The organism is Spirosoma koreense (assembly GCF_054777875.1).
This window is the reverse complement of the sequence record NZ_BAAHAC010000027.1, coordinates 1-25,307: the sequence shown is the minus strand read 5'-3', so window position 1 is coordinate 25,307 and position 25,307 is coordinate 1. Positions and strand designations below refer to the sequence as shown.

The window sequence follows — 25,307 nt, the reverse complement described above, 5'->3', positions numbered from 1 at the left end:
AGGTAAGTAGTAAAGCTCCGGCGTTCGTCGAAGCTTTTTTTATTCTTTATCCTGCCTACAGGATAAAGAAATAGGTTACTTTTTATTTCTGTAAAGACTAAAATGACTCATCCAAGTTATTTAAATTTTCGTAAGTACTTCGATTATAGCCAAATGTGTTAATAGTGACGCTGTAACGTTACGTTCTCTTTTCTAACCACCTTCCTCTATGCCTACACGCCTACCAACTACGGGTCAGGTTTCTCCGGGATCTCCCCAACCTTCTCCTTTAGCCCATTTTCACCCCGTTAAGCATGTTTCCACTTCGATTCGCTTTTTGACCGGTGTGTGGCTGCTACTACTCCTTCTGTTGTTGTCCGCCCCCAGTCGGGGGCAAAGTTTCAGCCCTCAGATCATGTTCCCAGTGGGGACTAGTCCCTACGCAGTAGCCGTGTCGGATGTCAACGACGATGGTAAAGCCGGCATCATCGCAGGTAATACAACTGATAGTAACGCGTTATCAGCACTGCTCGATCAGCAGGTGGTCGCCTACAGCAACTGTTTTGGCCAGACCACCTTTCCAGTGGGTAGTGTGCCCACCTCAATAGCGGTAGCCGACATCAACAACGATGGTAAACCCGATGTTATTACCGCCAATCGGGGCACTAACAACGTCTCCGTGAGTCTGGGCCTGGGCACGAGCAGTTTTGGGGCGGCAGCTAATTTCCCTACGGGCAGTGGTCCCACCTCGGTGGCCGTGGCAGATGTGAATGGGGATGGTTGGCTCGACATTATGACTGCCAATGCCCCATTCAGCAGTACTGTATCGGTGCTGTTAGGTACGGGCACGGGTAGTTTTGGCGTAGTGACTAGCTTTCCCGTGGGCGCTGCTGCCTACTCGATGACGGTGGCAGATGTGAACAAGGATGGCAACCTTGACATTATTACCGCCAACACCGCATTCGGCAGTGTGTCGGTGCTACTGGGTACAGGAACTGGTAGCTTTGGAGCTCCTGCGCTCTACCCAACGGGTAGCCAGGCCCCCGTCAACGCTGGTAGCCGATCGGTACCCGTCGCCGATGTGAACGGGGACGGTAACGTCGATATTATTGTCGCAAATGCCTACAGTGGCAGGTTATTTGTGCTTTTGGGCACCGGTACGGGCAGCTTTGGAGTGGCTACCGCTTTTCCCTTAGCCGCAGCCTCATTTTTGGTGGCGATAGCGGATGTGAATGAAGATGGGAAGCCCGACCTTATTACTAGTAGATCCGTCCTGTTAGGCACCGGCACCGGTAGCTTTGGACAGGCGACTCCTCTTGACCCAGGGGATTTGAATATTATCCCCTGGAGCCTGACGGTGAATGACGTCAATAGGGATGGTAAAGTAGACCTGGTTTTTAGCAGTAATAACGGTGAGGGTGTGACGGCTTATGTCTCCATCTTATTAGGCGATGGTACAGGTAGCTTTGGAACGGCTACGAATTTCCCCGTGGGCCTTGGTCCCACCTCGGTGGCCGTGGCGGATGTGAATGGGGATGATCGGCTCGACATTATGACTGCCAATCAGGGCAGTAACAATGTATCTGTGCTGCTTCAGGGACCGGTTATTGGTATCACCTCCCAGCCCGTAGCCGCGTCAACGGTAGCCGTAGGCGCCACCGTGACGGCCAGCGTGTCGGTCAGCGGTACGGCACCCTTCAGCTACCAGTGGTATCACAATAGTCTGGCTAATGCCGTAGCCGGACAGACCAGCGCTACACTAACGCTGTCCAATGTGCAGCTATCTCAGGCGGGCAATTATTCAGTGGTGATCACGGACTGTAATAGTGTCACCTCCACGGCATTTAATCTGGTCGTCACCCAGCCCATTCGCTACGTCAAGGCAGATGGCAGTGGGGACGGTAGTAGTTGGGCTTTAGCCTCGGGGGATTTACAGGCCATGATCAATGCCGAGGGCGTTCAGCAGGTCTGGGTAGCCGGGGGTACATACAAGCCCACCACGACCACGGATCGGTCCATTAGTTTTAGTATGAAAAACGGGGTAGCTATCTATGGAGGCTTTGCCCCAACGGGCGATCCCGGCCTGGCTCAGCGCAACCCAGACAGTTTTACTACCATCCTGTCGGGGGATATTGACGCGGATGGTACGCTGGCCAATAATAGCATTCAAGTTGTCAATAATCCCACCGGGCTGACCAGTACGGCCGAGTTGGATGGCTTTGTCATTACGGGAGGCAATTCCAATGTTAGTGGTAATATTAGTGCTTTAGGGGGTGGAATGCGTATTAACGGCACGAGCAGCCCGACGCTACGCAATTGCGTCTTTCAGGGCAACTACGCTTTGGGTGGGGCGGGTATTTTCATCAATGGCGGCAGTCCGATGTTGGTCAACTGCCTGTTTGTGGCCAACGTAGGCGGTATTCAGGGGGGAGGAGTGTTCATCAATGGAGGTAGTCCGGTGCTGACTAACTGCACATTTCAGGGTAACTCGGCTAGCTTCGGCACGTTTGGTAGTGGTGGGGGCATCATCATGGGAGGGAGCGCTGTACTGACCAACTGCACATTTCAGGGCAACTCAGCAGGCTATGGAGGTGCCGTCAGCCTTCAGGGTGGCAGCCCGACGCTGGTCAACTGTTCGTTCGTCAACAACTTTGCTACGAATGGCGGAGCGATGAGTACCAACCTCGGCTGTAGGCCTAACCTAATCAACTGCTCGTTTCAGGGCAACTCGGCTACTACCCGGGGCGGGGTTATCGAAAACGCTTCGAGCTCCACAACTACGTTTACGAACTGTGTGTTGTTTGGTAATGGAGCCAACACGATTGTTAATGTCAGTTCTGCTACCCTGACAGCCAGCTACAGTCTCTTCGAGCCCGGTGTAACGGACTATACCAGCGGACCGGGTAACCTGACGACCACTACCTCCCCCTTTGCCAGCACCGCCACTACCCAGTTAGCCATTAACTCCCCCGCTATCAACGCAGGCAATAGTCTAAGCTACACCGCAGCGGGTGGCCCTCCCACCGATCTGGGGGGCAATGTGCGGATTCAGAACGGCACCATCGACATGGGGGCTTATGAATTGGGCTTAAATACCGATCTGACCCCGGTGGTCTATGCCCGCACCGTACAAGTCGATGGAGCAACTACCCTGAGTCTGGTGGTGGATGTCTTCGAGATCAACATCGCCCCGACCACGGCGCCCCTAACCGTGCGCATCACTAAAGATGCCAAAGTGGCCCTTTCCTTCGACAACAGCCTGAGTAGCGTGGGCGGTCGGTCGGTGCAGAACAGCGCCTGGAGCTTCGATGCCACTCAGCCGGGCTACTATCAGCTGAGCACTTCTCAGCCTATGACCGGCGGTGATGTTCGCTCGGTAGGACTGCGTGGAGTGCTGAGCCCAACTGGTACAGATGGGATGATCAGTCTGAGCGCCACAGTGGCAGGGGGTGGGGAGGACAATCTGGCGAACAACACCGATGCCGACAAGATCGAGTATTTTCAACAGTAAGTCGTTCCTCGTAAGCTGTGCTTAGCGACCCAGGACGCATCATTTAGACAGACAGGATGAAGCCTCAATGATTACTCGCCCTTTTGGGAGTAAGTCTACTAAACTGTTTTGCTATTTATTGCTAGGCGCTTATTGATTAGGTGCAGGATTGTCGAACCGGGCTGTATACCACCCACCAGGGGAGGCTTTTTTAGAAACATCCGTACTGGTTGTTTACTGCGTCCTGGGGCTCCGGTACATACTTCGTAAGCTGTACTTGCTTAGGTAGTACCCTATAGACGAATCGGTTGTTGTGTGACTCCTTTTTTTGTGCCTAACGGTAACAGGAATGCTGGGGAAATAACCGGTGTAGGGTAGATAGGCTCTGGTTACAGTAAGCGGAACCAGATAAAAAGCCTGGCCTCAGCGAAGCCAGGCTTTTTGCATTCTATCTTAACTTAACCACCTAGCCCGCCAGCGCGGACTAAATAGGAAGCCAATAGAATCAGTAATAGCAACAGTGTTTAATTCATTTTTATAAAAGGTTACACCCAAGGATGGTCGGCCTATTTGTAGTACCATAATGCCCTACTTGAACATAGTCAAGGCAGGCGACGACACCTGAGGGTTGTGTTCGATGAGTTAATAACTGAGCCGGACATGTGGTCTGGCTCAGTTATTTTGTAGCTATGACTCCTTATTGGCCTCTGACTAAGTGCGTAAGTTACTTAATACCTGCTTTTGTCTATTGCCGTTCACGAAGTATCGTTTACTTCATCGGGTGCTTTACGAGAGCTATAGACGAAACCTTACCCGTATGAAAGCGCACTTACTGACCGGCTTATCTCTACTGCTCACCTTAGCAACTTACGCTCAGGTGGGCATTGGCACCACCACGCCCGACCCATCGGCTCAACTCGATATCGTTTCGACTAATAAAGGGATGCTCGTCCCTGAGCTAATCAGCACCACAGCTGTCACCGCTGCCGTTGAGGGCTTACTGGTTTATCGAACGGAATCACCAGCCGGCTACTTCTCTATATCCAGGGAAGCCGGCAACGACTAGTTACGGAACAGCAACAGAGCGAAGCCATCGCGGCCGCTACGGCTCCGCTCAGCGCGGCCCTTTTAGAAGCAACCACGCCCAGTTATGTCGTTGCCAAAGCCTTCGTAAACACCGTACCTCCTGGAAACAGTGTACGCTTCAATTCCAGCGGTATCGCTTCACCAGACATTACGTTTAATCTATTTAGAGATACCTACATGTCCACCAAACCAGGTTTGGACATCATCGCCTATTCAGTGGCTGTGCAGGGCAGTCAAGACCGGGTAACGCTGTATAGAGATGGATCGTTTCTGCCAGTAAGTAGTTCACTGGCTGCTAATGGCAGCCAAAATACTTTGCTAACCAATAATGTCACTGTGTTCTTAGATGCGGGATCCCAACTTCAGCTCAGAAATAGCTCTGCCAATGCAATTACCGTTACTGACGGAACGCTAAACATAACACGCCTGTAATTCGGGCCCCTTGGGTAGCTCTATAAAGCCAAGTGCTTACTCGCTTACCAACTTTACCGACTTACTCGGGGATAAATGAGAGATCAATAGTAGGTCTGTTAATCGTTAAAAGTTCTTTAAACTCCGGCCCAAAAAACGTAGTGACAGGATGATATAGAGGATAAGAGCTGCCGTTTCATAAAACGCTTCAAAATGGTCTCGTTGGTAGACCCCGGCATGCAGATCCTGCTCCCAGTCCAGGAGCGCATAGCAGAAGCCCGTGAAGCAAACCAGAAACCCTACTCCCATTAGGAGTATGATTGGTTGATGTTTCATGCCTATACAGATTTCAATGTTTATGGAATGGAAATCTGAGTTTAGAAACAAACCTACCCCATAGGTTTAATCCGCGGGTCAACTGAGCCAACTTCAATCATCGATTAATCATAACCAGCATCGTACAGTCAGCCCCGGTGGCCTCCCGTCCATCAGGGCTTAGGCCTTAACACGGCCAGCCGCTGGGCCGCTTGCTGATGAAGCCATTGGGCCTGGAGTAAATGCCCCTCTTGCTGGCGGAGTTGCTCTTCGAAGTGGGGGATCAATCCCACCTTCTGGGCTACCGCCCGACCGTCCTCCTGGGCTCGGACCAGATTCATCCTCAACCGCTCCACCCGCCGGCGATACTGATCACATAAGTGGGCATAAAGCTCCACACGGTGCTGTATGCCCTGTATCAGCCCTGTAGAAGAAGACTTACTGGCTTCAAGTGGTCGTAAGAGCGCCTGCCATTGGGCCTGAAGCTGCCGGAGCGGGCCAGCCAGGGACTGACCATCAAAGGCCTCCAGCGGTAAGTTCAGGTAACGCCCCTGGTCCATGAGCTGAACCTGCCGGAGTGCTTCGCCCCGGGCCACCAGGCGGTTGACCTGCTCCAGGCCCGTTTCCAGGGAAGCGTAGATGGAGAATTTGCGTAGGGCCTCCAGGGGATGGACAATGGTTACCTCGAGCAGGACGCTACTCATAAGGGGGTGGATAGTTGAGTACTAAACCCAGCTAACCCCTGGCCTCTCCTCCTGGTTAAGAATATAAAGAGATTATGAGCCAATGGGGCGGGCGCCACTAGCGTGCCCTGGGTGTCAAGCTAGTCCAGTTAGTTACGGGCGGGTCAGTTCCAGGGCCTGATTTTGCTGCTCATGACGCGTTTGCAGGGCCTGGCACTGGTCAGCAGTGGTCGCTTTCAATGCAATCAACTCTCGCATGTGTTGCTGAAGCAGGGCGGTTTGCTGGCTGAAGCGAAAGGGGCCCGCCCGCAATTGAGTCAATTCGGCCTGATGTCGGAAGGCGATCTGCTGGCGGGCCTTGATGGCACTGGCCAGCTGGGCCTGCATTTGCCCAAGTTGCTGGCGGCTCAACAGCAGCCGTTTGGCTGTCCACTCTTGTTTGCTTGCTCGCTTAAGGTCCATAGCCGTTCAGCTTCGTTCCCTGATTAACAACCTCGCTACGACCATGTTCACCAGTCGATAAAAAGACTCATTAGGGGACTTAGGCTTAAATGCTACGGTCAACTACTTCAGTATCAGAATTACCGGGATTCCTGGTGATTGTTTAAAACCAATCGTGCTTACTTACTGAGGATATCACCTGGGGTGTCGCGGCTTCGTTTTTCGGATAGGCCGTGTGTAGGGAGCGCTTGCCGTTTCGTACCGAAACAAAGGACCGTTAAATCCGTCACTTGCCTTTAGCTAGGCTCTGTAGCAAGCGTAGAGCGCTTCAGCAGACGCTTATTTTTACGTTCTATCAAACTTAGTTAGTTCCACAAGGGGTTTGGCTTAGACACGAACGCACACCTTCCACGTTCTTCTTATCAGTAGTTCTTTCCTTCATGCAGTTTACCGCTCTTATGATGATCGATCTCAAAACCGTATTCCTGGCTGATTTAGACTGGAGCTTAGCCGTACAGATTGTGCTGCGAACCTTAATCATGTTTTCCGTCATTCTGGCTTTCTTACGGCTCTCGGGCAAAAAAGGGGTGAGCCAGTTGTCCATCTTTGAGGTAGCGATTATTATTGGTCTGGGTTCGGCAGCGGGTGATCCGATGGCCAATCCGGATAATGCCATTGTACCCGCCCTGATTGTCTTTGCCACTATTCTGCTGTTTTATCGTTGCATTACCTGGATTGCCTCCCGAAACGAGAAGTTCGAAACCTTGTTAGAAGGTGATCCGGTCTATGTCATCGAGGAGGGCGTCTTTGTCCTGGACTCGGGAGAGCATACATTTGCCAAGGACGAGTTTTTTGCCGAGATGCGGCAACAGAATATTGAGCACCTGGGGCAGGTACAAACCGCGATTTTAGAAACGAACGGAAACCTGAGTTTTTTTTACTACGCTGATGAAGACGTCCAGCCGGGTTTACCGGTGCTGCCTAAGTTGTACCACCAAAAAAGCAGTTCATTAAGTCAAGGGGGACAGTATGCCTGTACGACTTGCGGTCAGATCGAGCAGATTGAGGCAAGTCATCATACGTGTCCGCGCTGTCAGCAAACGGAATGGGTTCAAGCCGTTCAGACCCCGCGCCGGACCTAGGATTCTTGGGGTAGGAATCGCACTACCTTACCCGAGCAGCCTTGCACTCGCAGCCCCGGCGTGGCCTTAAACCGGCGCTGATGAGGTGTGTGTGATGCTAGCTGGCTGTAATTTCGTTTCGCTCCCAGCTATCCTATGTACGCGTAGCATGTAGGAAGTGTAGGCTAGGCAGGCTGAAAACAACTTTTATTTTCCGGTGGCTGGTCAGGAGGCTACAGGATTAGGTGCCTCAATGGCCTGTCTGACCTGGCCGTACCGACGCCGGGTCACCTCCAGCGCATAAGTACTGCATAGATGAAGTGTGGCTTCTTGCTCCCCTGTCTCTTGCTTGAACAGGCCTAAAACGAATTACCGACAAGGAGGATAACGTTCGATTATTCAGGCTTAACAGGCTTAGAGCGTATGGCCAAGATTTTCTTCGTCTTCCAGTTTTTCGGAGGCATCCTTAATCGCTTCCTCTATGGAGTGAGATTTTCGCAAATCAGAGGCTTTCTGCGTAATCTCCGCCATCGTTTGATAATGCTTTTGCAAAACAGCCAGTTCTTCTTCGGTTAAATTTTCAACCGATACGAGCCGATTGCTGGCCCCTTTGGTGGCCGCAATAAGCTCGTTGAGCTTCAGTTGAACCGAAAGCGATTCTTTATTCTGCGCTTTTTGAATCAGAAACACCATTAGAAACGTAATAATCGTCGTGCCGGTATTAATGACCAGTTGCCAGGTTTCGGAAAAATTAAAGATCGGCCCCGTAACGGCCCAGATGATGATCGAAGCAAAGGCCAACAGAAAAGCCGCTGAACTGCCCGTAGCTTTGGTGACAGCCGTAGAGAAGCGTTCGAAGATACTCTGGGGGGTAGTGGGTTCCATAGCGATTAGCAGTTCGGTTAGTAGATAAGGGCAATACATCAAAAGTAACTATGCTGTAGCTGCTTTAGCTCACTTTTAACCCCTTAGCCAGATTAGCCTGCCAATTGGCTATGTAATCGCAATGGGTCAATATAGCTGTTACTGGCAAAAGCTAGCAGAGGAGCGCATATGTCATGGTAGTGGACATAAAATGAAGAAAAGAATGGTTGGCACGGGGAAAGAAAGCCGTGCCAACGGATCGTGAATGGTGAGTGGGATTTCAGAATGGGACCAACCAATCAGAAGCTGATTATTTGTCCAAATTAAACGGGCGACGCATGCTGAAAATGGATTCAATACCCCGTTTGGTGCGCCTGGCAGCAGGGAGCGGCTTACTTGCCCCGCCCAGCGACTGAGTTAGCTTGGCTACCCCTGCGGATGGACGGGCAGATGGTGGACCGTGGTGAGCTTTGGACTGAACAAACCGAAACGCTACGTAACAATAAGCTAGCAAAATCACCGCTTCTAGTAGCGTGTCCATAGGCTTCTGTTCGTAGCGCCCTAGCTTGAAGTCCAGGTAGCAATCAATCACTAGCCAGCAGTAGCTGGCAAATCCCAGCAACCCAGCCAGCAGCATACTTATGATCAACAACGATTGTCTCATCACAAGAGGAGTTTAGGGAATACACGTTTGTTAGCCCAGCTGAGGCTGGTGATGTTTTAATTTCCGCAGCACCGGATCAACACGACGGCGTGAGACTCGGATAGTATGCTCACCCGGCAAGGTTACATCCAGGGTTTTTGCGTTATAGCGATCGTAGCGCTGCACAAAGCGGGGATTGATGAGATCCGATTTATGCACCCGCACAAAGTCGGGTAGCTGTTCCTCGAACCACTTCAGGTTTTTAGCCAGTAATACTTGCTTTTTGGGGGCGTTTAGGTGCAACCAGGTGTAATTGCATTCCCCTTGTAAACGGATGATGGCGTCCAGCGGTACGAGGGGACCATAGCCAGGAATTTTCACTAAACCAGTAGCGGGGTCGATTATCTGGATCATATGTGAATGGGTGTTAAGAAAATTATAGAGCAACAGCATCCCGATCCAGGCGAATACGGCGATGGATGAAACGTCAGCTTATGAAGAAAGGACTATCGATAGTCGCTGCAGACACTACAGCAACCACCTATCCTTAGGCTAGAAAACATTCTACTTGAAACAAAGACCTTATAAAGTGACCTAAAGCAGCAGTGGCTTAGCAACTGGCAATGGAGGATGCAAAAAACGAAGACTGGAAGTGGACTTGACTTTGGAAGGCCGTTTAGTCGGCTGAGAAGAAGAGGGCAAGCGATGAGCTCGGGAGAGGATGGGTTTGAAAGCGAAGGTAGATTGGCCGGAGCGAATCTGATGGCTTGAGCGTCGCTGTCGATCGCTGGTCGAAGGCAAGGTACCCTCCTGGGTCTCTTTGCTAGCAGGATTAATTATACTGTTCATCGGTTAGTGATAAAATGATAGCCACTCAATAAAGCTGTGTTGACCCTGAGTAAATTCAACCAGGCATAGAATCGGAACATATGAATAACTCGCTGTTTTTTCTTATTGTTTAGGTAGTCCTTTTTTTTCTATCGATCGGTACTTTTAGCATAAGAGATAGTGGTAAGATTCAATTGTAATAGACTATTAATCAGTTGTGTAGTGATATCTTGTTAACATGGCTAGCAGTTGGTATGGATTACTCCCTGGCAACATCACCAGGAAAAGTAAAATCAGTCAAGACATAACTATTTATACTTGGTTACATACTTATCCCTTAGTGAAACTAAATGGTATCGTTTAGAAAGTCCGTTTTAGCTGAAAGAGCGGACTTTTCTTATACATTAGACTGTACGTTGAGCGGTTAATCAGATAAGCATTCGGGCTGCTCTCGCTGGCTCTGGCCCCATCCGGGTTGCCTTTCGCTATGTTATCGTCACGGCTGGGCGTCGGGTTGTTGGGAGCAGGGGAGGAGTGCTTACACTGAAAATGAATAAGAATTATAGCCAGCACAGCACCCAGGCAAATAAGCTTGATGCGTGGCAAAAGTGATGAAAGTGACAGCTGAGAAAAGTATTTGTTTTTGTCTATCCTATAGCTTACTGACAGAAACGGCTAAAGACATTGAGTTTTTTGATTATGATCAAGTTAAAGGCAATTGCGAAGAAACAAGCTAAATACTTATAGATAAGCTTTTTAGTACTTGTTGTACCCGAAAGCAAATCAGCCAGTCAGATAAGAATCTAACTGGCTGATTGTCACTGAGCGGGAAATGGGTCTCGAACCCACGGCCTGCAGCTTGGGAAGCTGCCGCTCTACCAACTGAGCTACTCCCGCTTGGGAGAAACAAAGTTGAAAGAATAAAATCAAAATGTCAAGTCGTCAAGACCAGTAAGTAATGCCTCGATTTGCTGATAGGTATAGGTTAACTGCTGATCGGTGGTACAATATGGCGGCATTAAATACAATACGTTGCCTAAAGGACGCATCAATACACCACGGTTCAACAAAAACCGATAGGCTTCATCGCGGATATTGTTGAAATACGATGTCTGCTCGCCAACATTGACATCGAACGCCAGTAGGGTACCTCGCTGGCGGATCGTTTTTACCGTCGGATAAGTGGCCAATCGATCCACAAACTCAGCATGGCGGGCTGCAATGCGCTGGATGTTAGCCTGGGTTTCATCTGTCAGTAGTAAATCCATGCTGGCCAGGGCGGCTGTACAGGCAATCGGATTCGCCGTAAAAGAGTGGCCGTGGAAGAGCGTCTTGTGCTTATCAGTTGCTAAAAAAGCGTCGTAAATGGCCTGCGTACAGGCCGTCACCCCCAAGGCCATGGTGCCTCCTGTGAGGCCTTTCGACAGACACATCAGGTCGGGTTTCTCTTCCAGGTAATCCGAGGCAAATAATTTCCCCGTTCGACCGAAGCCCGTCATGACTTCATCGGCGATCACGAGCGAACCGCTACGTCGGGCCAGTCGGAAGAGTTCATCGAGCATGTCTGGTCCGTACATATTCATGCCGCCTGCGCCCTGCACCAATGGTTCGACAATCAAAGCCGCAACTTCGTCGGTAAACAGTTTTTCTGCCTGCTTCAGTACATCGTCTCTTCGGGAAGCTACCGGTATTGGCAGATACTCGACGTCGAATAAAAATGGCACGAAGGGGGCCGTAAATGCACTCCGCCCGCCTACAGCCATCGCGCCGAACGTATCGCCATGATAGGCCTCTTCCAGAGCGATGATTTTGCGACGCGGTCGGCCGAGGTTATGCCAGTACTGAAACGCCATTTTCAAGGCTACTTCAACGGCAGTCGACCCATTGTCTGAATAAAAAATCTTCGCCTGGTTAGACGGTAAAATCGTTAGCAGCCGTTCGGCTAACTCGACGGCGGGCTGGTGCGTGAAATCCGCAAAAATGACGTGTTCAAGCGTCTTCAATTGATCGGAAATGCGCTGACCGATGTAAGGGTGCGCGTGCCCGTGCAGATTTACCCACCACGATGAAATCATGTCCAGGTATTCTCGTCCATCGGCGCCGTACAGAACCGACCCCTCTCCCCGCACGATCGGAATGGGCGGGGGGGCCGTCTGCATTTGCGTAAACGGGTGCCAGATAACAGCCTGGTCGCGTTCGGCTAAGGTATTCATTTAAGTTTCTGTGATTTCTGACTGAGTTTGGCAGAAGCTATAGCTGCCATTTGCCCTGCGCTTTCAGTACCTGTTCGATTACATCACGAACGGCACCCCGGCCGCCGGTTTTGGGCGACACATAAGCGCAGATCGATTGAATCTCATCGACGGCATCGGCAGGGCAGGTACTTAGTATATCCGGCCGCTTCAGGATCGGATAATCGGGGAGGTCGTCGCCCATGTACAGAATTTCGGACTCGTTCAGACTATCGCGGGCTACATAGCCAAGGTAGGCGTTTAGTTTCTGATCTGATGGACCACCCATAAACACATCAGTAATCTTCACCGTAGCCAGCCAGTCTCGGATGCCCGCTGCGTTCGCAGAAGACACGATACCGATCCGAAAACCAGCTTGTAGCGCCTTTTCCAGAGCGTAGGTATCCCGAATAAAGACGGTACGAAACCGTTCGCCCGAAGCCAGTACGCTCACGCTTCCGTCGGTTAAAACCCCGTCGACGTCGAAAATAAAGGTCCTGATCTGCCTGAACCGGTCTTGTACACCTATCATGGTGCAAGTTTAGCGAAAACCGCCCGACTGTTCCGTATTTTTGCGGAATGAATCCTCAAAACCCGCTGCCGACCGAATTGCCGTTGGCCTTTCAGGCGCAGATGCAAGCTCAGTTAGGCCCGGATTTTCCTGCCTTCGAGACATCCCTGACCCAGCCAACTCCCGTCAGTATTCGGCTGAATCCGCGCAAAGTGGCTGTCGATACGACCGGCTTAGCCGTAGTACCCTGGTGCGCCCATGGCTTTTACCTGCCCGAACGACCTAATTTTACCCTCGATCCGCTGTTTCAGGCCGGCGCCTATTACGTGCAGGAGGCCTCATCGATGCTGCTGCAGGAAGCACTCAGGCAAACGGTCAATCTGCAGCGGCCTTTGCGGGTGCTGGATTTATGTGCCGCTCCAGGCGGAAAAAGTACGCTGCTGGCGTCGGCCCTGTCGCCCGATAGTTTGCTGGTTTGTAACGAAGTTATTCGCAGTCGGGTGTCGGTACTGCGCGAAAACCTGGACAAGTGGGGTTACCCGAACGTAGTGGTGAGCAACCACGATCCGGAGGATATGGATAAGCTGGCGGGTTTTTTCGATGTGATCGTGGTGGACGCGCCCTGTTCGGGGGAGGGCTTGTTCCGGAAAGATCCCGATGCGATGCAGGAATGGTCGGAAGCGAATGTTTTGCTGTGTTCGGCCCGCCAGAAACGAATTCTGTCCGCAGCTGCCCCTTTGCTGGATGAGGGGGGAATACTGATCTACAGCACCTGTACGTATAACGACGCCGAAAACCTGGAGAATGTCCGGTATCTGACCGAAAATGGGTTTCGGAACCGCGCGCTGACGTTGCCTGCCGACTGGAAAATCGTTGAAAAAAAAACGGGCAATACCGTTGGGTATCAGTGCTATCCGCACCGGGTCGAGGGCGAAGGTTTTTTTATCAGCGTTTTTCAGAAAACCGCTTTTACGGCATCCGTGAAACTGGACGCCCGAACGTTTCGGAGTATCCGGGCTCTGCGCCCGCGGGAGACGGCGTCGGCGGTAAAATGGCTGCAAAATCCGGCCGATTTTTCGTTCTGGGAAAAACCGAACGCCGACGTGATGGCGTTGCCCAAAGCCCTGGAGAAAACCTTTCTGTTTCTCGACAGCGCCCTGCGAAACAAAGGTTTCGGGCTGGAGATGGGTCAGTTTAAAGGGCAGGATTTTGTTCCATCGCACGCGCTGGCGCTAAGTACGGCCATTCAGCAGCAGTTACCCGCCATAAGCCTGAGTAAGGAAGAGGCTCTGCGGTACTTTAAGAAAGAAAACCTGGTTTTCGAACAGCCGCTTAGTGGCTGGTTATTAGCGCAGTATAATGGGTTAAATTTGGGCTGGATGAAAGGTGTGGGCAGTCGGGTGAATAATTATCTGCCAAAAGACTGGCGCATTCGGATGGATATCAAAGAATACGTATGAAACGGTTTTTCGCGATTACTGGTCTGCTGATCGCTGTGATGGTTGTTGGTTATCTCCTTGGTCCTTCGGCCCATCCTGGCGCCATCAAAAACGAGCCCATTACGCTCGATCCGGACCTGGTTAAAATGGAGCAGGGGATTATCGAATCGGAGCGAAACGCTGATCTGCGGCCGGATAATGAAGCGCGGATTATCTGGGCCGATAGTTCGCATAAAGTGAAAACGCCCTTCAGCATCGTATATATTCCGGGGTTTTCGGCCAGCTGGGCCGAGGGCGATCCGGTGCATAAGCAATTGGCGAAACATTTTGGTTGTAATCTGTATCTGGCCCGAACCGCTGAGCACGGTATCAATTCGCCGGACGCGTTCAAGGAATTGACACCCTCGAACTATGCCGGGTCTGCCGAGCGGGCATTGGCCGTTGGAAAGGCGCTGGGCAATCGGGTAATTGTCATGGGCACATCGGCAGGTGGTATGCTGGCGCTGTATCTGGCAGCTCATCACCCCGAAATTGACGCCCTGATTCTGTACTCACCCTGTATTGCGGTAGCCAATCCAGCCCTGAAACTGGTGACTAAGCCCTGGGGAAAGCAGATTCTCGACCAGGTATTCGGGGGCGACTATGTGGTGAATTCGTACGACAAACCGGGGCGTGTGCGGTACTGGCTCCCTCGGTATCATACCAACGGGCTGATTACGCTACAAACCATGCTCGATCAGCTGATGACGCCCGAACTGTTTCAGCGCGTAACCCAGCCTGTGTTTATGGGCTATTATTACAAAGACGAAGCCCATCAGGACAACGTGGTGTCGGTGCCGGCCATGCTGGATATGTTCGACCAGTTAGCGACGCCGGTCACTAAAAAAGTGAAGGTCGATTTTCCGAACGCAGGCGCACATGTGATTGCTTCGCATTTCACATCCGACGATGTCAATGGAGTTTACGAGGCTACGGAGAAGTTTATGACGAACATAGTAAGACTACCTCCGGCGCCGGCACAAGCGCCTTTATTAACTCTTCACCCAAAAAAATAACCTAACTTTGCAGAATTGATGAATAAGTACGCATGAGCAGCGGCCCCAATTTTATCCAATTCTCATGAGCCGTTATTCATTACTCATTTTCCATTATTACTATGGCTTACGGATTACTGAACGGAAAACGCGGCATCATCTCCGGTGCCTTAGACGAAAAATCAATTGCCTGGAAAGTCGCCCTAAAAGCGAAAGAAGAAGGCGCTACGTTTACACTGACCAACGCACCGATTGCCATGCGTATGGGGGCAATCCGGCAATTGGCCGAACAATGTAACGCCGAAATCATTCCGGCCGATGCCACGTCAGTCGAAGACCTGGAGAACCTGTTTACCAAATCGACGGAGGTGCTGGGCGGTAAGGTCGACTTTGTGCTGCACAGCATCGGGATGAGCCCCAACATTCGTAAAGGAAAAGCCTATACGGACCTGAACTACGACTGGTTTAAGCAAAGCATTGATATTTCGGCCCTGTCGTTCCATAAAATGTTGCAGACCGCTTACAAGCTCGATGCCATTAGCGAGTGGGGATCGGTAGTTGCACTGACCTACATGGCGGCTCAGCGAACCTTTCCGTTCTACACCGACATGGCCGACGCGAAAGCCGTTCTGGAGTCGATTGCCCGGAGTTTCGGCTACCGGTATGGTAAATCGCATAAGGTGCGGATCAATACTGTATCTCAATCGCCAACCCCAACTACGGCGGGTGGTGGTATCGGGGGCTTCGACAAATTTTATGATTTTGCCGAAAAAACCGCACCACTAGGCAATGCAACTGCCGATCAGTGCGCCGATTACGTCATTACGCTGTTCTCCGACCTGACCCGGATGGTTACGATGCAGAATCTTTTCCACGACGGCGGTTTCTCGATGACCGGTATTTCGGAAGACGTAATGGAGTTAATCAACAAAGGGTAAAGTATAGAAGTAACCGAGCGTTTAGTCAGTAAAAATAGGGTGCAGGGGAGGGGGTGTGGTTATGCCCCACCTTCCCTGCACCCTATTTTTAGGATGGCATTCGGGCCAATAAGCGGTTCTGGTCGCTACAATTATTTATCCGATCCGGTCTTCCTGTCGATGGGTTGCTATTCCCTGTCAGGACCCACAGCTGACAAATTAAGTAACTGACTAGCTTGCATCTCTATGATTTCGACAGTTAAAGACTGGCTTTTTTAACAGTCGTCCTATATTTGTATCGCCTACTGTATATCTATACTAATACACTTCGGTAACATATATATATGTTTATAAGATCAGGCACATAAGCATACTTTATGGTAAATCTCCACTTGCTTCTATCAACAAAAAGAAATCAATTAGTCGTTGTTTCGCTGGTTTGGATATGCCTGGCGATATTGATAAATCCAGTTGGCGAATTTCCGACAAATGATGATTGGGCCTATGCACAGTCGGTAAAAGTACTTGTCGAAACAGGAACATTTCACTTTTCCAGCTGGACGGCCGTCAATCTTATTGTTCAGATCGGGTGGGGCGCTTTGTTTTGTCTACCGTTCGGATTTTCGTTTACGGCCCTTCGCCTGTCGACTTTGGTAGCCGGGCTTTTTGGCTTGTGGGGAACCTACCAACTGCTCGAAAAAGCAACCGAGGATCGTCAAAAGGCCTGGATGGGTACGCTACTCATTATGGTGTGCCCAATGTACCTGAATATGTCGGCCTCGTTCATGACCGATGTGCCCTTCTACGCACTGGCGGTCTGGTCGTTGTCGTATCTGGTTGTTGGCTTGAAAAACAATACGGATCGTCCGATTCTGATTGGCCTGCTGCTGGCGGCTGTTGCGCTGTTAATTCGTCAGTTTGGTATTGTGCTGTTCGTAGGAACTGGTATCGCTTACGCTGTCCGTAAGAATTTTTCTATAAAAGGTCTGGTGGTCGCTTTCTTCAGCGCCCTGACAGGAGTAGGCATCCAGGCACTTTATCAGAAATGGCTAGAACACGTACTCGAAGGAACCGGACACGTGTACAATGCTCAGGCGAACAATTTTGCCCATCTGAGTTTTTATAAACTGCATCATATTCAGGATTTTATCGGTAATGCCTTTATTGCGCTAATGTATTTAGGAGCCTTTCTGTTTCCTTATTTCCTGCTGCTGATCACCAACCGTAGCTGGACGACTTTTCGCGCGAATCGTTGGCTATGGGGCATACTGACCGTTATTATATTGAGCATCTGGCAATTCATGTTCGATGGCATGAACATGCCCATCTGGTGGAATACGTTAACGGCGTTCGGCATGGGTCCCGTCCTGGTAAGGGATATTTACTTTCATTTGTACGGCTTTCCCTTACCCGAATTTCTGCACCTGCTCATGATCGGTCTGACGGTCTGTAGTTTGCTGGGTAGCATCGGACTCCTGTTTTACCTGGTTAAGTCCGTTCAGTACGTACTTCGCTGGCCGCTAAGTACGCCACAGCGAACCATCGCTATCCTGATGCTGTCGATGGCGGGCATTTATTTTTTCCCGCTAAGCTTACAGGGATTATTCGACCGCTACCTGTTATTACTGATCGTACTGGCGCTTGTTCTGATACACATTGTGCAACAGGAAATCGGCGGCCTTCAGACCGCCCGACCCCTGCGCCCATTCCTGTATCTCTCCGTTAGCCTCTACGTAATTTACGCGGTTTTCAGCGTCAGCGCCACCCACGATTATATGGCCTGGAATCGGGTACGCTGGCAAACCCTGCATGCCATGATGAAAGCCGGGGTACCACCTACCGCAATCGACGGGGGATTTGAGTTTAACGGCTGGTATTTATACGATAGCCACTACAAGGCCAGCCCCGATAAAAGCTGGTGGTGGGTGCACGGAGATACGTACGTACTAGGAGCGAGCGTGTTGCCCGAGTATAACCTCTTTCAGGAGCATAAAGTAGAAACCTGGCTTCCCTGGGGGATGACGAAGATTGTGGTTGGCAAGCGAAAACAAGGCTGAAAATAAGCTTTTGCGGGTTTAACTCGGTATAACTTTCGGTATGGCCCAGACAGGTAGACCCAGATTAACCACACTGCCCAATTGGGTAAACTGCCCAATTGGGTAAATAGCTACCGTTGCTCCTGTATTTACTTTAGAAACTGATGACCTGTGTCAAATAGGTCGCCTGGTTGTCGCCCTTGATCCGAACCGTCGCCGTCAATGGCTTTGCCTTCCAGTCGATGGTGATCAGGCCGTAGTTCAGCTCGGAGACGATCTTACCGACCCGGTACCGGTTGGGTTCGTCGTGCGGAGCCGAAACGTGGGTTAGGCCACTGCTGGTGATGTCGTATAAAGCATATCCCAGGTTCGGTATCGCTAGTTTCGACACTTCAGCCATGTGCCGATCGCCACTAAGCAGCAATGTCCCTTTGGGCTTTGTTTTGCTCAGCAGGTCCAGCAGGCGTTTGCGGGCGGTCGGGAAATTCGCCCATTTTTCGTACACGTGCTCTTCCGGTAGTACCTGAACCCCGCTGCCAATAAGGTGCAGATCGGCGTCGGAGTTGGTGAGTTGCTGCTCCAGCCATTGCCACTGGGTTTCGCCCAGCATATCCCCAGCTGGGTCAGGTACGTTCACTTTGTTTTCCTTTTTCAACGGGTCGCGGAAATACCGGGCGTCCAGCAGAATCACCTTCACGCGTTTTCCTTTTGGGCCATACACATGCGCCGAATAAGCGCCTTCCTGCTTTCGGAGCGGACTGTTGGCCGGTACATCCAGAAAATCCAGCATGACCTGTTGGCTTTCCTTCCGCTTCGGGTATTCCTTACCGCCATCGTTGACCCCGTAATCGTGATCATCCCACACGCCGATGATGGAAGCCGACTGCCGTAGTTGCTGATAAACAGGATTCGATTTTTGCAGGTTGTATTTGGCGCGTAGCGTATCCATATTCTGCGAATCGCCGTAGATATTATCACCCAGCCAAATCCACACGTCCGGTTTTTGGGCGACAATGTCGTCCCATAGCGGTTGTGGCAGGCTCTGGCGACTGCATGAACCGAAAGCAATAGTGGTTACTGGCTTCTGGGTCTGCGAAGCGATCGGTTGAGGTTTGGGTGAACGACATCCGATTAGGCATAGACATCCGATCCAAAAAAGCGCAAGGAAGTTTTTCATCAGCGTAGGAGTTGATTTTCCAGGCAAAGGTAAAAAGGCACATTTATTTCCAGATTGACTTCCCAATTTGTTAATTTTGCTACCCTGAGACGGATCACCCCATATCGCCTGCCTTCGCCGGAAGCCGCTTGCCATAGCCAGCGCTTTACCGGCAGCTGACCCATGTCGTCAGCTTAAGTCTGTCCCCTTTCCGGGATGGCGTTCATGATTGTTTTTTACTAAATCTTCATTTCGATGAAATCCCGTCATTTCATCAGGGGCTTCCTATGCTTCGGCGTGGCCCTGCTTTTTTCGTGTTCTCCAACGGTTTCCAGACGGAAACCTAATCCAGTGAATCGTATGCATCAGGAAATAACCAATAAATCCATCATCCGCGATTTTTATCGACGTGCAATCGGACAGGGCGACATTGCCTTTGCCGAAACCATCATTGCCGATGACTACATGCAGCATAGTGCCTCCGTCAAGCCCGGTAAAGCCGGGCTGCTGGAAGCACTTCAGTTGATGAAACAACTCCCCAAGCCACCAACGACTTCGGCTCCGTTTATGCGCCTGATCGCCGAAGACGATTATGTCGTAACCAACATGGCGTTTGGCTGGGGCGGAAAACAGAAAGTCGTTGTCGATCTATTCCGGTTTCGGGACGGTAAAGTAGTCGAACACTGGGACGCCATCCAGGACCAGTCCACTACAACCCTCAACGGGCATGCTATGATGGATGGTCCTCGGGAAATCAGTGATCTGGACCTGACTGAACCCAACAAAGCGCTGGTCCAAAAGTTTTTCCAGACGGTTTTTCTGGATCGGCAGCTCGACGCATTGCCTGATTTTGTGGCGCCTGATTTGATTCAGCATCACCCCGATATGGCCAATGGCCTGGCTGGATTACAGGCGTATCTGCAAACTCCGGCGACTGACGCGACAGGACAAACCGTAGACCGAATTATTGGCGAGGGAAACTTTGTGGTTGTCCAGTCGACGGGGAAACAGGCACAAAAGCTCGTCACGAACTACGACGTTTTTCGCCTGAGTCGGGGCAAAATCGTGGAGCAGTGGCGTGTGCAGCAGATCGCTCCGTAGCGCTGATTTTCTGGTGAAAGCGTGCCACAGGTCCAACTGTGGCACGCTTTATTTACAAATCCCAGCTCCGCACAATCCGGCTACCCTCTTCGGAGGCTTCTGCCCGGATAAATGTGTCTACTTCCTGCTGCAATTCCTCGACGTGGGAAATAATGCCTACCACCCGGTTTTCGGAGCGTAGGGCTTTCAGGGTTTTAAAGACAGTTTGCAGCGAATCTTTGTCCAGTGTGCCGAACCCTTCATCCAGAAAAAACAGGTTTTGCCGGGCTCTGGTCAGGTGCTGAATGTTGTCGGATAGGGCCAGTGCCAACGACAAAGCGGCCTGAAAGGTCTGCCCGCCGGACAGGGTTTTCACACTGCGGCTTTCGCCCCCGTTGAGGTAATCGCGCACCTGAAAATTGTTTTTATCGTCCAGCTCCAGTTTCAACTGGTTATTGGTCAGCTTGAAGAACCGTTCATTGGCCGATTCGCAGAGGTTTTTCAGGTATACCGATGACACATAATTGACGAAGCCCTGTGCCCGGAACAACTCGTCCATCTTTTTCAGATCCTGTCGGCGGAGGTCCAGTTCGTCGTGGCGCTTCTGGTATTCCTGTTTCTGTACCCATTGATGCTTCAGCGTCTCCACAACGTTTGTTTGCTGCCCTACTTCTTTGTTGAGGTTATCTTTCTGATCAACCAGGGTTTTGAGTTGCTGCTGCACGTTGAGGAGCGTTTCCGCATCGAACGGCGATTGGTGAAGTTCGTGTTCCAGATCGGCGATCTGTTTACTCAGCCCGGCGCATTTTTTGTCGTAGTCAGCAATGCGCTGCTTCTCCAGATCGATGTCCAGATTGCTCTGCAATACCTGTTCGACAACTTCCCGTGTCATACCGTGTTCAGCCAGATTCTGGTTGAGCACGTCTTCGAGCTCCCGGATGTCGTCGGCCAGGGCACCCAACTGGTTATTGAACTGTTGGAGTTGCTCGACCAGGGTAATCTGAAGTTTTTCGGCTTCCTGTTTCTGCTCGCTGGCCGATTCAAAATTGATTTTGGTTTGCTCGTAGGTTCGTCCCAGCGATTCACGCAGATCTTCGATCTGAATCAAATCCCATTGCTCGATTTCGGCAAGGCGGTAATGTTGCAACGACTCGACCGCTGTTTTCAGCTGTCCGTTCAGTCCGGCAATAGCTTTGTCGAGATCGCCCAGCTTTTTTTCTTCTTCCCGCCAGACCACGTCGGCTTCTTCGATCTGCCGGGTTAGCTCCCGAACAGCTTTCTGCTGCTCCTGCTGCTGTTTGTGCTGCTCACGGGCCTCCTGAAGCGTGTTTGTCAACGCGCTTTCGTGCTCTTTGTCGAAGTCGTGCCAAACGAACCGGTCTTCGTGCTGCGTGCATGCCAGCACCACAGCGGCCCGGTCTTTAATGAGTCGCTTGCCATTATCCAGCGCACTCCGAAGCTCATTGGCCAGACCTTCAACCTGCAATCGCAGAGCGGTCGTATCCTCAATGCGCTGATTGACCTTGTCGAGCGCCATTTCGCTTCGCTGTAATTCCTGACGAATCTGCTCGGTATCGGTCTGGTTATGCATGGTCTCGTGCTTCAGCGGATGATGCTCTGAACCGCATACCGGGCAGGGCGTACCGTCGACCAGCGAATCGGCGTACTGAGCGAATTCCTGCCGGACAAAAGCCTGTCGATGTGCTTTTTCGCGTTCGGTTCGGATGGCTTTCAATTGCTCCAGTGCCGTGTCGATATGGGCAGGCAGGGTTTTGAGCGTAAACGCACCCCATTCTTCGGGGAAACCTTCCAGGGCCTTGTTTTTCCTGAGTTTAATTTGCTCAACGGAGGCTTCGTAATCCGTGAGTTGCGTCTGCAGTTCATCGGCTTGTTTCTTCAGCGGTTTGTATACCGCAAACCAAGTCTCGATCTGATAGAGCCTTTCCAGCTGAGAAGCCTGCTCAGGCAGTTGGTCCAGAACCGTCTGAACCTTCTCTCTTTCGGTTTTGAGCTGGTCGATTTCGCGGGTTCGGTCCACCAGTCGGGCGCTTCGGTGCTGGCGGTTCGCCGTCTGAAGCTCGATGGATTTCTGGGTGGTCCGAATGGTCTGTACCATCCCCAGCTCGTCTATCTGCTGTTCGAGCTGATACCGGCCTTCATAGGCTTTTTTAGTCGCTTCATAAAGCGACAGGAGCGTAGGTAGCTGGTTGTTTACGTCGGCGAGTTGCTCCGTCGCTTTCGTGCCGGCCTGGGCCAGGGTGGTCTGTCGATCCAGTAACTTACGCAGTGCAACGAGGTCGGCCTGAAACACCAGTCGGCAGGTTTGGTACAACCTGATCGTCTGGCGAAGCTGGGTATAGTTGGCCTCCTGCGTTTGCAGGCCTGCCAGTTCGCGCTGTAATTTTTCTAAAGTCTGCTGTTGGATTTGTGCCTGAAGCAGCCGCTGCTCAGCAGGTTTTAAGCGGTCGATGTCTGCATCTTTTACCCGGACGGCTTCGGCGAGCGTTATCAGATGAGTTTCTGCCTGGTCTATCGCGTCAGTAGTTACAGATTGCAACGGATCGAGTAACCCCCGCAGCTCGGCTAGTTTGTCATTATTGACCTCGCTCAATTTCTTAACCCGATCGGCCAGGTCGTACTGGTCCAGCTTGAAGAGCTGGTTCATCATCCTGGTGCGATCCGCAGGGCTGAGTTCCAGAAATTCCCGAAACTGGTTCTGCGGAATAATGATCGTACGCTTGAAGTTATCGTAATCCAGTCCAAGGATCTGTTTGGCCAAAACCGATATATCTTCTTTCTCATTCCCGATGGGATGCCAGTCGGCCTCCTGCCGAATAAACATCCGGCGTTCACCGGGACCGATTTCATGGTGTTTTTTAGGGTGACGTTTCGCTTCGTAGATAAACTTGTAGAGCTGTTGGTCGGGACCGGCCTGAAACTCGAAATCGATCAGCAGATGCTTCGATTTCAGGTTCATCATGTTATAGGCTCGTCTATCCTGATCGTTCAGCCGCTCCGTTTTACCGTATAAGGCAAAACTAATAGCTTCCAGCAGCGAGGTTTTTCCGCTGCCGACTTTACCAAAAATGCCGAATACGTTCGAGCCGATCAGCCGCTGGAAGTCAATCTCCTGTAAATCCTGGTACGAGTAAAGCCCTTGAATCGATAGTTTGATGGGTATCATTCGGGTTCAGTCGCTAAAATCTCTTTAAACAATTGCTGTAGCCGGTCATTCGGCTCCTGCCCTTTGTTGCGGTTTCTGAAATAATTGGCGAACAGCGTTTCAATACCCTGCGTAAGGTCGATGGCGGGAGGGCTTTCCTGCTCCGTTTCCTCGACATCCCGAACATCCGGAATGATCGTCACCAGCGAGTCGTGCGCCTGCTGAAGCTGCCTGCGTTCGTCGCTGGTTAAGTACGTTGTCGTTTGTAGGGTAATCTCCGCGTAGCAATTCGGGTTCTGTGTCAACCAGTCGACCGCTTCGTCCACCCGCCTGAATTTAGGACGTAACAGACGCTTGCCGGTTTTGAGCGGAACGGGTCTGACCGTAACCGCCTTTTTCGGTTCAGCCTCAATTAGCACAGCGTATTTCTGTTGGTCGGCTTCGGCAAAGCTATAAGCCAGCGGACTGCTGCTGTACACGACCGGGCAGGGCCCTCCGCCCATCTCCTGATACCGATGCAGGTGACCCAGGGCCGCGTATTGCACCTGAGGAGGAATCATATCCGTATAAACCATGGACGCACCACCGACCTGCAGAATGCTCCGCTCATCGTCCGACTCTTCGGGTTGCTCTCCGCCCCGCTTCATCATGAATAAATGCGCCATCAACAGATTAATTCCTTTCTTATCCATGTAGGTATCCGCCAGCGACGCCCAATGCCCCAGCAGATTTTGCCGGAGTTCATCGTCGAGGCTGGTCGTTCCAAAAAAGGAGCGCATACGGGCTTCGTTGGCGTAAGGCGTCAGGATAATTCTTACCGGTGCATTTTGCCTGGGTAGTTTCAATTCGACAAAGCCCGGTGCCGATCGAAGGAGCTTTGCTTCACAACTCAGCGCATGCGATCGGACTTCTGTTTTCGGGAAGCCCGCGAATATTATCCCGCACTCACGGCCAAAGTGATCCTGGGCCTCGATCCGGTCGGGGTTGTCGTGATTACCGGCAATAGCCACTACCGTCCGACGGCCGCCCGCCGTTAGCTTTTTCAGGGTACTATATAATAAGTCTTCGGCCTGCGGATCGGGATTGAACGTATCGAATAAATCGCCTGCCACCAGCACTAGATCCACATCTTCCTGATCGGCCAGATCAACGATCTCGGTCAACACATCCTGTTGCTCCTGTAGTCGCTGAAAATCCTGTAATCGCTTGCCCAGATGCCAATCGGCGGTATGTAATATTTTCATTGGATTGACTGTCGCCCCTTCAATCTGCGACAAAAGAAAGATGCAATATAACTCATTTGACCGCCATAAAGCGTACTAGATACTGGTGGAAAGGAATTTCAAAAAAAGTTTAAAAAATTTTCTGAACGTAATTGACTGATAATTGGAGGCTTATGGCAACGGCGCTCGCTCACCCCCAATTATTTTCAAACCAGGTCTTGACAAAGGTGATTTAAGGGCCTACCTTTGCAGTCCCAAATCGAACGAAATGGGGCAACTTCTGAAAATAACCGCCTGATCGTCAGGCTATTACGCATAAGAGGTTGACAGTCAGGTAGAAAAAATAATTTCACTTTTTACTTGACAAACACCGGGAAAGCAACTACCTTTGCACTCCCAAACATCGGGAAGCGGGTTTTAGTCTTCTCACCACGCCGACGGCCAACGGGCCTGACGCGGAAAGTTCTTTGACAAACGGGCAGCACAAAAAACACTCGACCTGATACCTTCGGGTATCGGTTGAACAACATCGTAGTCTTCGGACTACACAAGTATTTACGATGGAGAGTTTGATCCTGGCTCAGGATGAACGCTAGCGGCAGGCCTAATACATGCAAGTCGAACGGTCCTTTCGGGGATAGTGGCAAACGGGTGCG

20 protein-coding genes, 1 tRNA gene and 1 rRNA gene are annotated in these 25,307 nt (G+C 51.2%); 10 read left to right on the top strand and 12 right to left on the bottom strand.

Annotated features, from left to right (window positions below):
* Positions 1-208: 208 nt before the first annotated feature.
* From ACYVC2_RS25655 to ACYVC2_RS25645, 3 genes are all read left to right on the top strand, one after another.
* The gene (locus ACYVC2_RS25655) at positions 209-3,490 is read left to right on the top strand and encodes an FG-GAP-like repeat-containing protein (protein WP_461107302.1); all 3,282 of its coding nucleotides are present in this window, start codon (positions 209-211) and stop codon (positions 3,488-3,490) included.
* 796 nt (positions 3,491-4,286) lie between these two features.
* A complete protein-coding gene (locus ACYVC2_RS25650; protein ID WP_461107300.1) occupies positions 4,287-4,535 on the top strand; it encodes a hypothetical protein in 249 nt (82 codons plus the stop codon).
* Between the two features lie 197 nt (positions 4,536-4,732).
* Entirely contained in the window at positions 4,733-4,987 is a 255-nt protein-coding gene (locus ACYVC2_RS25645) for a hypothetical protein (RefSeq protein WP_461107298.1), read from the top strand.
* Between the two features lie 105 nt (positions 4,988-5,092).
* Here the strand turns inward: ACYVC2_RS25645 and ACYVC2_RS25640 are convergent, their stop codons facing one another.
* The 3 genes from ACYVC2_RS25640 to ACYVC2_RS25630 all read right to left on the bottom strand — a co-directional run bounded on the left by ACYVC2_RS25640 (position 5,093) and on the right by ACYVC2_RS25630 (position 6,426).
* A complete protein-coding gene (locus ACYVC2_RS25640; protein ID WP_461107296.1) occupies positions 5,093-5,302 on the bottom strand; it encodes a hypothetical protein in 210 nt (69 codons plus the stop codon).
* A gap of 152 nt (positions 5,303-5,454) precedes the next feature.
* On the bottom strand, positions 5,455-5,985 hold the full coding sequence (locus ACYVC2_RS25635; RefSeq protein WP_461107294.1) for a hypothetical protein: 531 nt from the start codon (positions 5,983-5,985) through the stop codon (positions 5,455-5,457).
* A 132-nt stretch (positions 5,986-6,117) separates the two neighbouring features.
* The gene (locus ACYVC2_RS25630; protein ID WP_461107292.1) at positions 6,118-6,426 is read right to left on the bottom strand and encodes a hypothetical protein; all 309 of its coding nucleotides are present in this window, start codon (positions 6,424-6,426) and stop codon (positions 6,118-6,120) included.
* A 419-nt stretch (positions 6,427-6,845) separates the two neighbouring features.
* On the opposite strand from ACYVC2_RS25630, the gene ACYVC2_RS25625 reads away from it, so the two are divergent.
* Positions 6,846-7,547, top strand: coding sequence for a DUF421 domain-containing protein (locus ACYVC2_RS25625; protein ID WP_461107290.1), 702 nt, complete (start codon positions 6,846-6,848; stop codon positions 7,545-7,547).
* A 393-nt stretch (positions 7,548-7,940) separates the two neighbouring features.
* Here ACYVC2_RS25625 and ACYVC2_RS25620 read toward each other — a convergent pair whose 3' ends face one another.
* From ACYVC2_RS25620 to ACYVC2_RS25595, 6 genes are all read right to left on the bottom strand, one after another.
* Entirely contained in the window at positions 7,941-8,411 is a 471-nt protein-coding gene (locus tag ACYVC2_RS25620; protein ID WP_461107288.1) for a low affinity iron permease family protein, read from the bottom strand.
* A gap of 289 nt (positions 8,412-8,700) precedes the next feature.
* Entirely contained in the window at positions 8,701-9,054 is a 354-nt protein-coding gene (locus ACYVC2_RS25615; protein ID WP_461107286.1) for a hypothetical protein, read from the bottom strand.
* Between the two features lie 30 nt (positions 9,055-9,084).
* Complete coding sequence (locus ACYVC2_RS25610; protein WP_461107284.1) at positions 9,085-9,447, bottom strand: LytTR family DNA-binding domain-containing protein; 363 nt, start codon at positions 9,445-9,447, stop codon at positions 9,085-9,087.
* A 1,238-nt stretch (positions 9,448-10,685) separates the two neighbouring features.
* Positions 10,686-10,758: transfer RNA gene (locus ACYVC2_RS25605), tRNA-Gly, on the bottom strand.
* A 29-nt stretch (positions 10,759-10,787) separates the two neighbouring features.
* Complete coding sequence (bioA, locus tag ACYVC2_RS25600; protein ID WP_461107282.1) at positions 10,788-12,074, bottom strand: adenosylmethionine--8-amino-7-oxononanoate transaminase; 1,287 nt, start codon at positions 12,072-12,074, stop codon at positions 10,788-10,790.
* 37 nt (positions 12,075-12,111) lie between these two features.
* Entirely contained in the window at positions 12,112-12,624 is a 513-nt protein-coding gene (locus tag ACYVC2_RS25595) for a KdsC family phosphatase (RefSeq protein ID WP_461107280.1), read from the bottom strand.
* A gap of 47 nt (positions 12,625-12,671) precedes the next feature.
* Here ACYVC2_RS25595 and ACYVC2_RS25590 point away from each other — a divergent pair, with 47 nt between their 5' ends.
* The 4 genes from ACYVC2_RS25590 to ACYVC2_RS25575 all read left to right on the top strand — a co-directional run bounded on the left by ACYVC2_RS25590 (position 12,672) and on the right by ACYVC2_RS25575 (position 18,050).
* The gene (locus ACYVC2_RS25590) at positions 12,672-14,063 is read left to right on the top strand and encodes a methyltransferase RsmF C-terminal domain-like protein (protein WP_461107278.1); all 1,392 of its coding nucleotides are present in this window, start codon (positions 12,672-12,674) and stop codon (positions 14,061-14,063) included.
* Positions 14,060-15,097 (top strand): alpha/beta hydrolase, encoded by a 1,038-nt coding sequence (locus ACYVC2_RS25585; RefSeq protein WP_461107276.1) that lies wholly within the window; start codon positions 14,060-14,062, stop codon positions 15,095-15,097. The genes ACYVC2_RS25590 and ACYVC2_RS25585 overlap by 4 nt, the downstream gene beginning before the upstream one ends.
* A gap of 101 nt (positions 15,098-15,198) precedes the next feature.
* A complete protein-coding gene (locus tag ACYVC2_RS25580; protein WP_461107274.1) occupies positions 15,199-16,014 on the top strand; it encodes an enoyl-ACP reductase FabI in 816 nt (271 codons plus the stop codon).
* A gap of 437 nt (positions 16,015-16,451) precedes the next feature.
* Complete coding sequence (locus tag ACYVC2_RS25575) at positions 16,452-18,050, top strand: glycosyltransferase family 39 protein (protein ID WP_461107272.1); 1,599 nt, start codon at positions 16,452-16,454, stop codon at positions 18,048-18,050.
* A gap of 133 nt (positions 18,051-18,183) precedes the next feature.
* Here ACYVC2_RS25575 and ACYVC2_RS25570 read toward each other — a convergent pair whose 3' ends face one another.
* Positions 18,184-19,206, bottom strand: coding sequence for an alkaline phosphatase D family protein (locus ACYVC2_RS25570; RefSeq protein WP_461107270.1), 1,023 nt, complete (start codon positions 19,204-19,206; stop codon positions 18,184-18,186).
* Positions 19,207-19,545: 339 nt separating this feature from the next.
* Here ACYVC2_RS25570 and ACYVC2_RS25565 point away from each other — a divergent pair, with 339 nt between their 5' ends.
* The gene (locus ACYVC2_RS25565) at positions 19,546-20,286 is read left to right on the top strand and encodes a nuclear transport factor 2 family protein (protein WP_461107268.1); all 741 of its coding nucleotides are present in this window, start codon (positions 19,546-19,548) and stop codon (positions 20,284-20,286) included.
* Between the two features lie 52 nt (positions 20,287-20,338).
* On the opposite strand, the gene ACYVC2_RS25560 is transcribed toward ACYVC2_RS25565, so the two are convergent.
* Together ACYVC2_RS25560 and ACYVC2_RS25555 are read right to left on the bottom strand one after the other, a co-directional pair.
* Positions 20,339-23,449: an AAA family ATPase gene (locus ACYVC2_RS25560; RefSeq protein WP_461107266.1), complete on the bottom strand. Its 3,111-nt coding sequence runs from the start codon at positions 23,447-23,449 to the stop codon at positions 20,339-20,341.
* Positions 23,446-24,672 carry a metallophosphoesterase family protein gene (locus tag ACYVC2_RS25555; protein WP_461107264.1) on the bottom strand — a complete coding sequence of 409 codons (1,227 nt, stop codon included), beginning with the start codon at positions 24,670-24,672 and terminating at the stop codon, positions 23,446-23,448. The genes ACYVC2_RS25560 and ACYVC2_RS25555 overlap by 4 nt, the downstream gene beginning before the upstream one ends.
* 536 nt (positions 24,673-25,208) lie before the next feature.
* On the opposite strand from ACYVC2_RS25555, the gene ACYVC2_RS25550 reads away from it, so the two are divergent.
* Positions 25,209-25,307, top strand: a 16S ribosomal RNA gene (locus tag ACYVC2_RS25550); the annotation flags it as partial.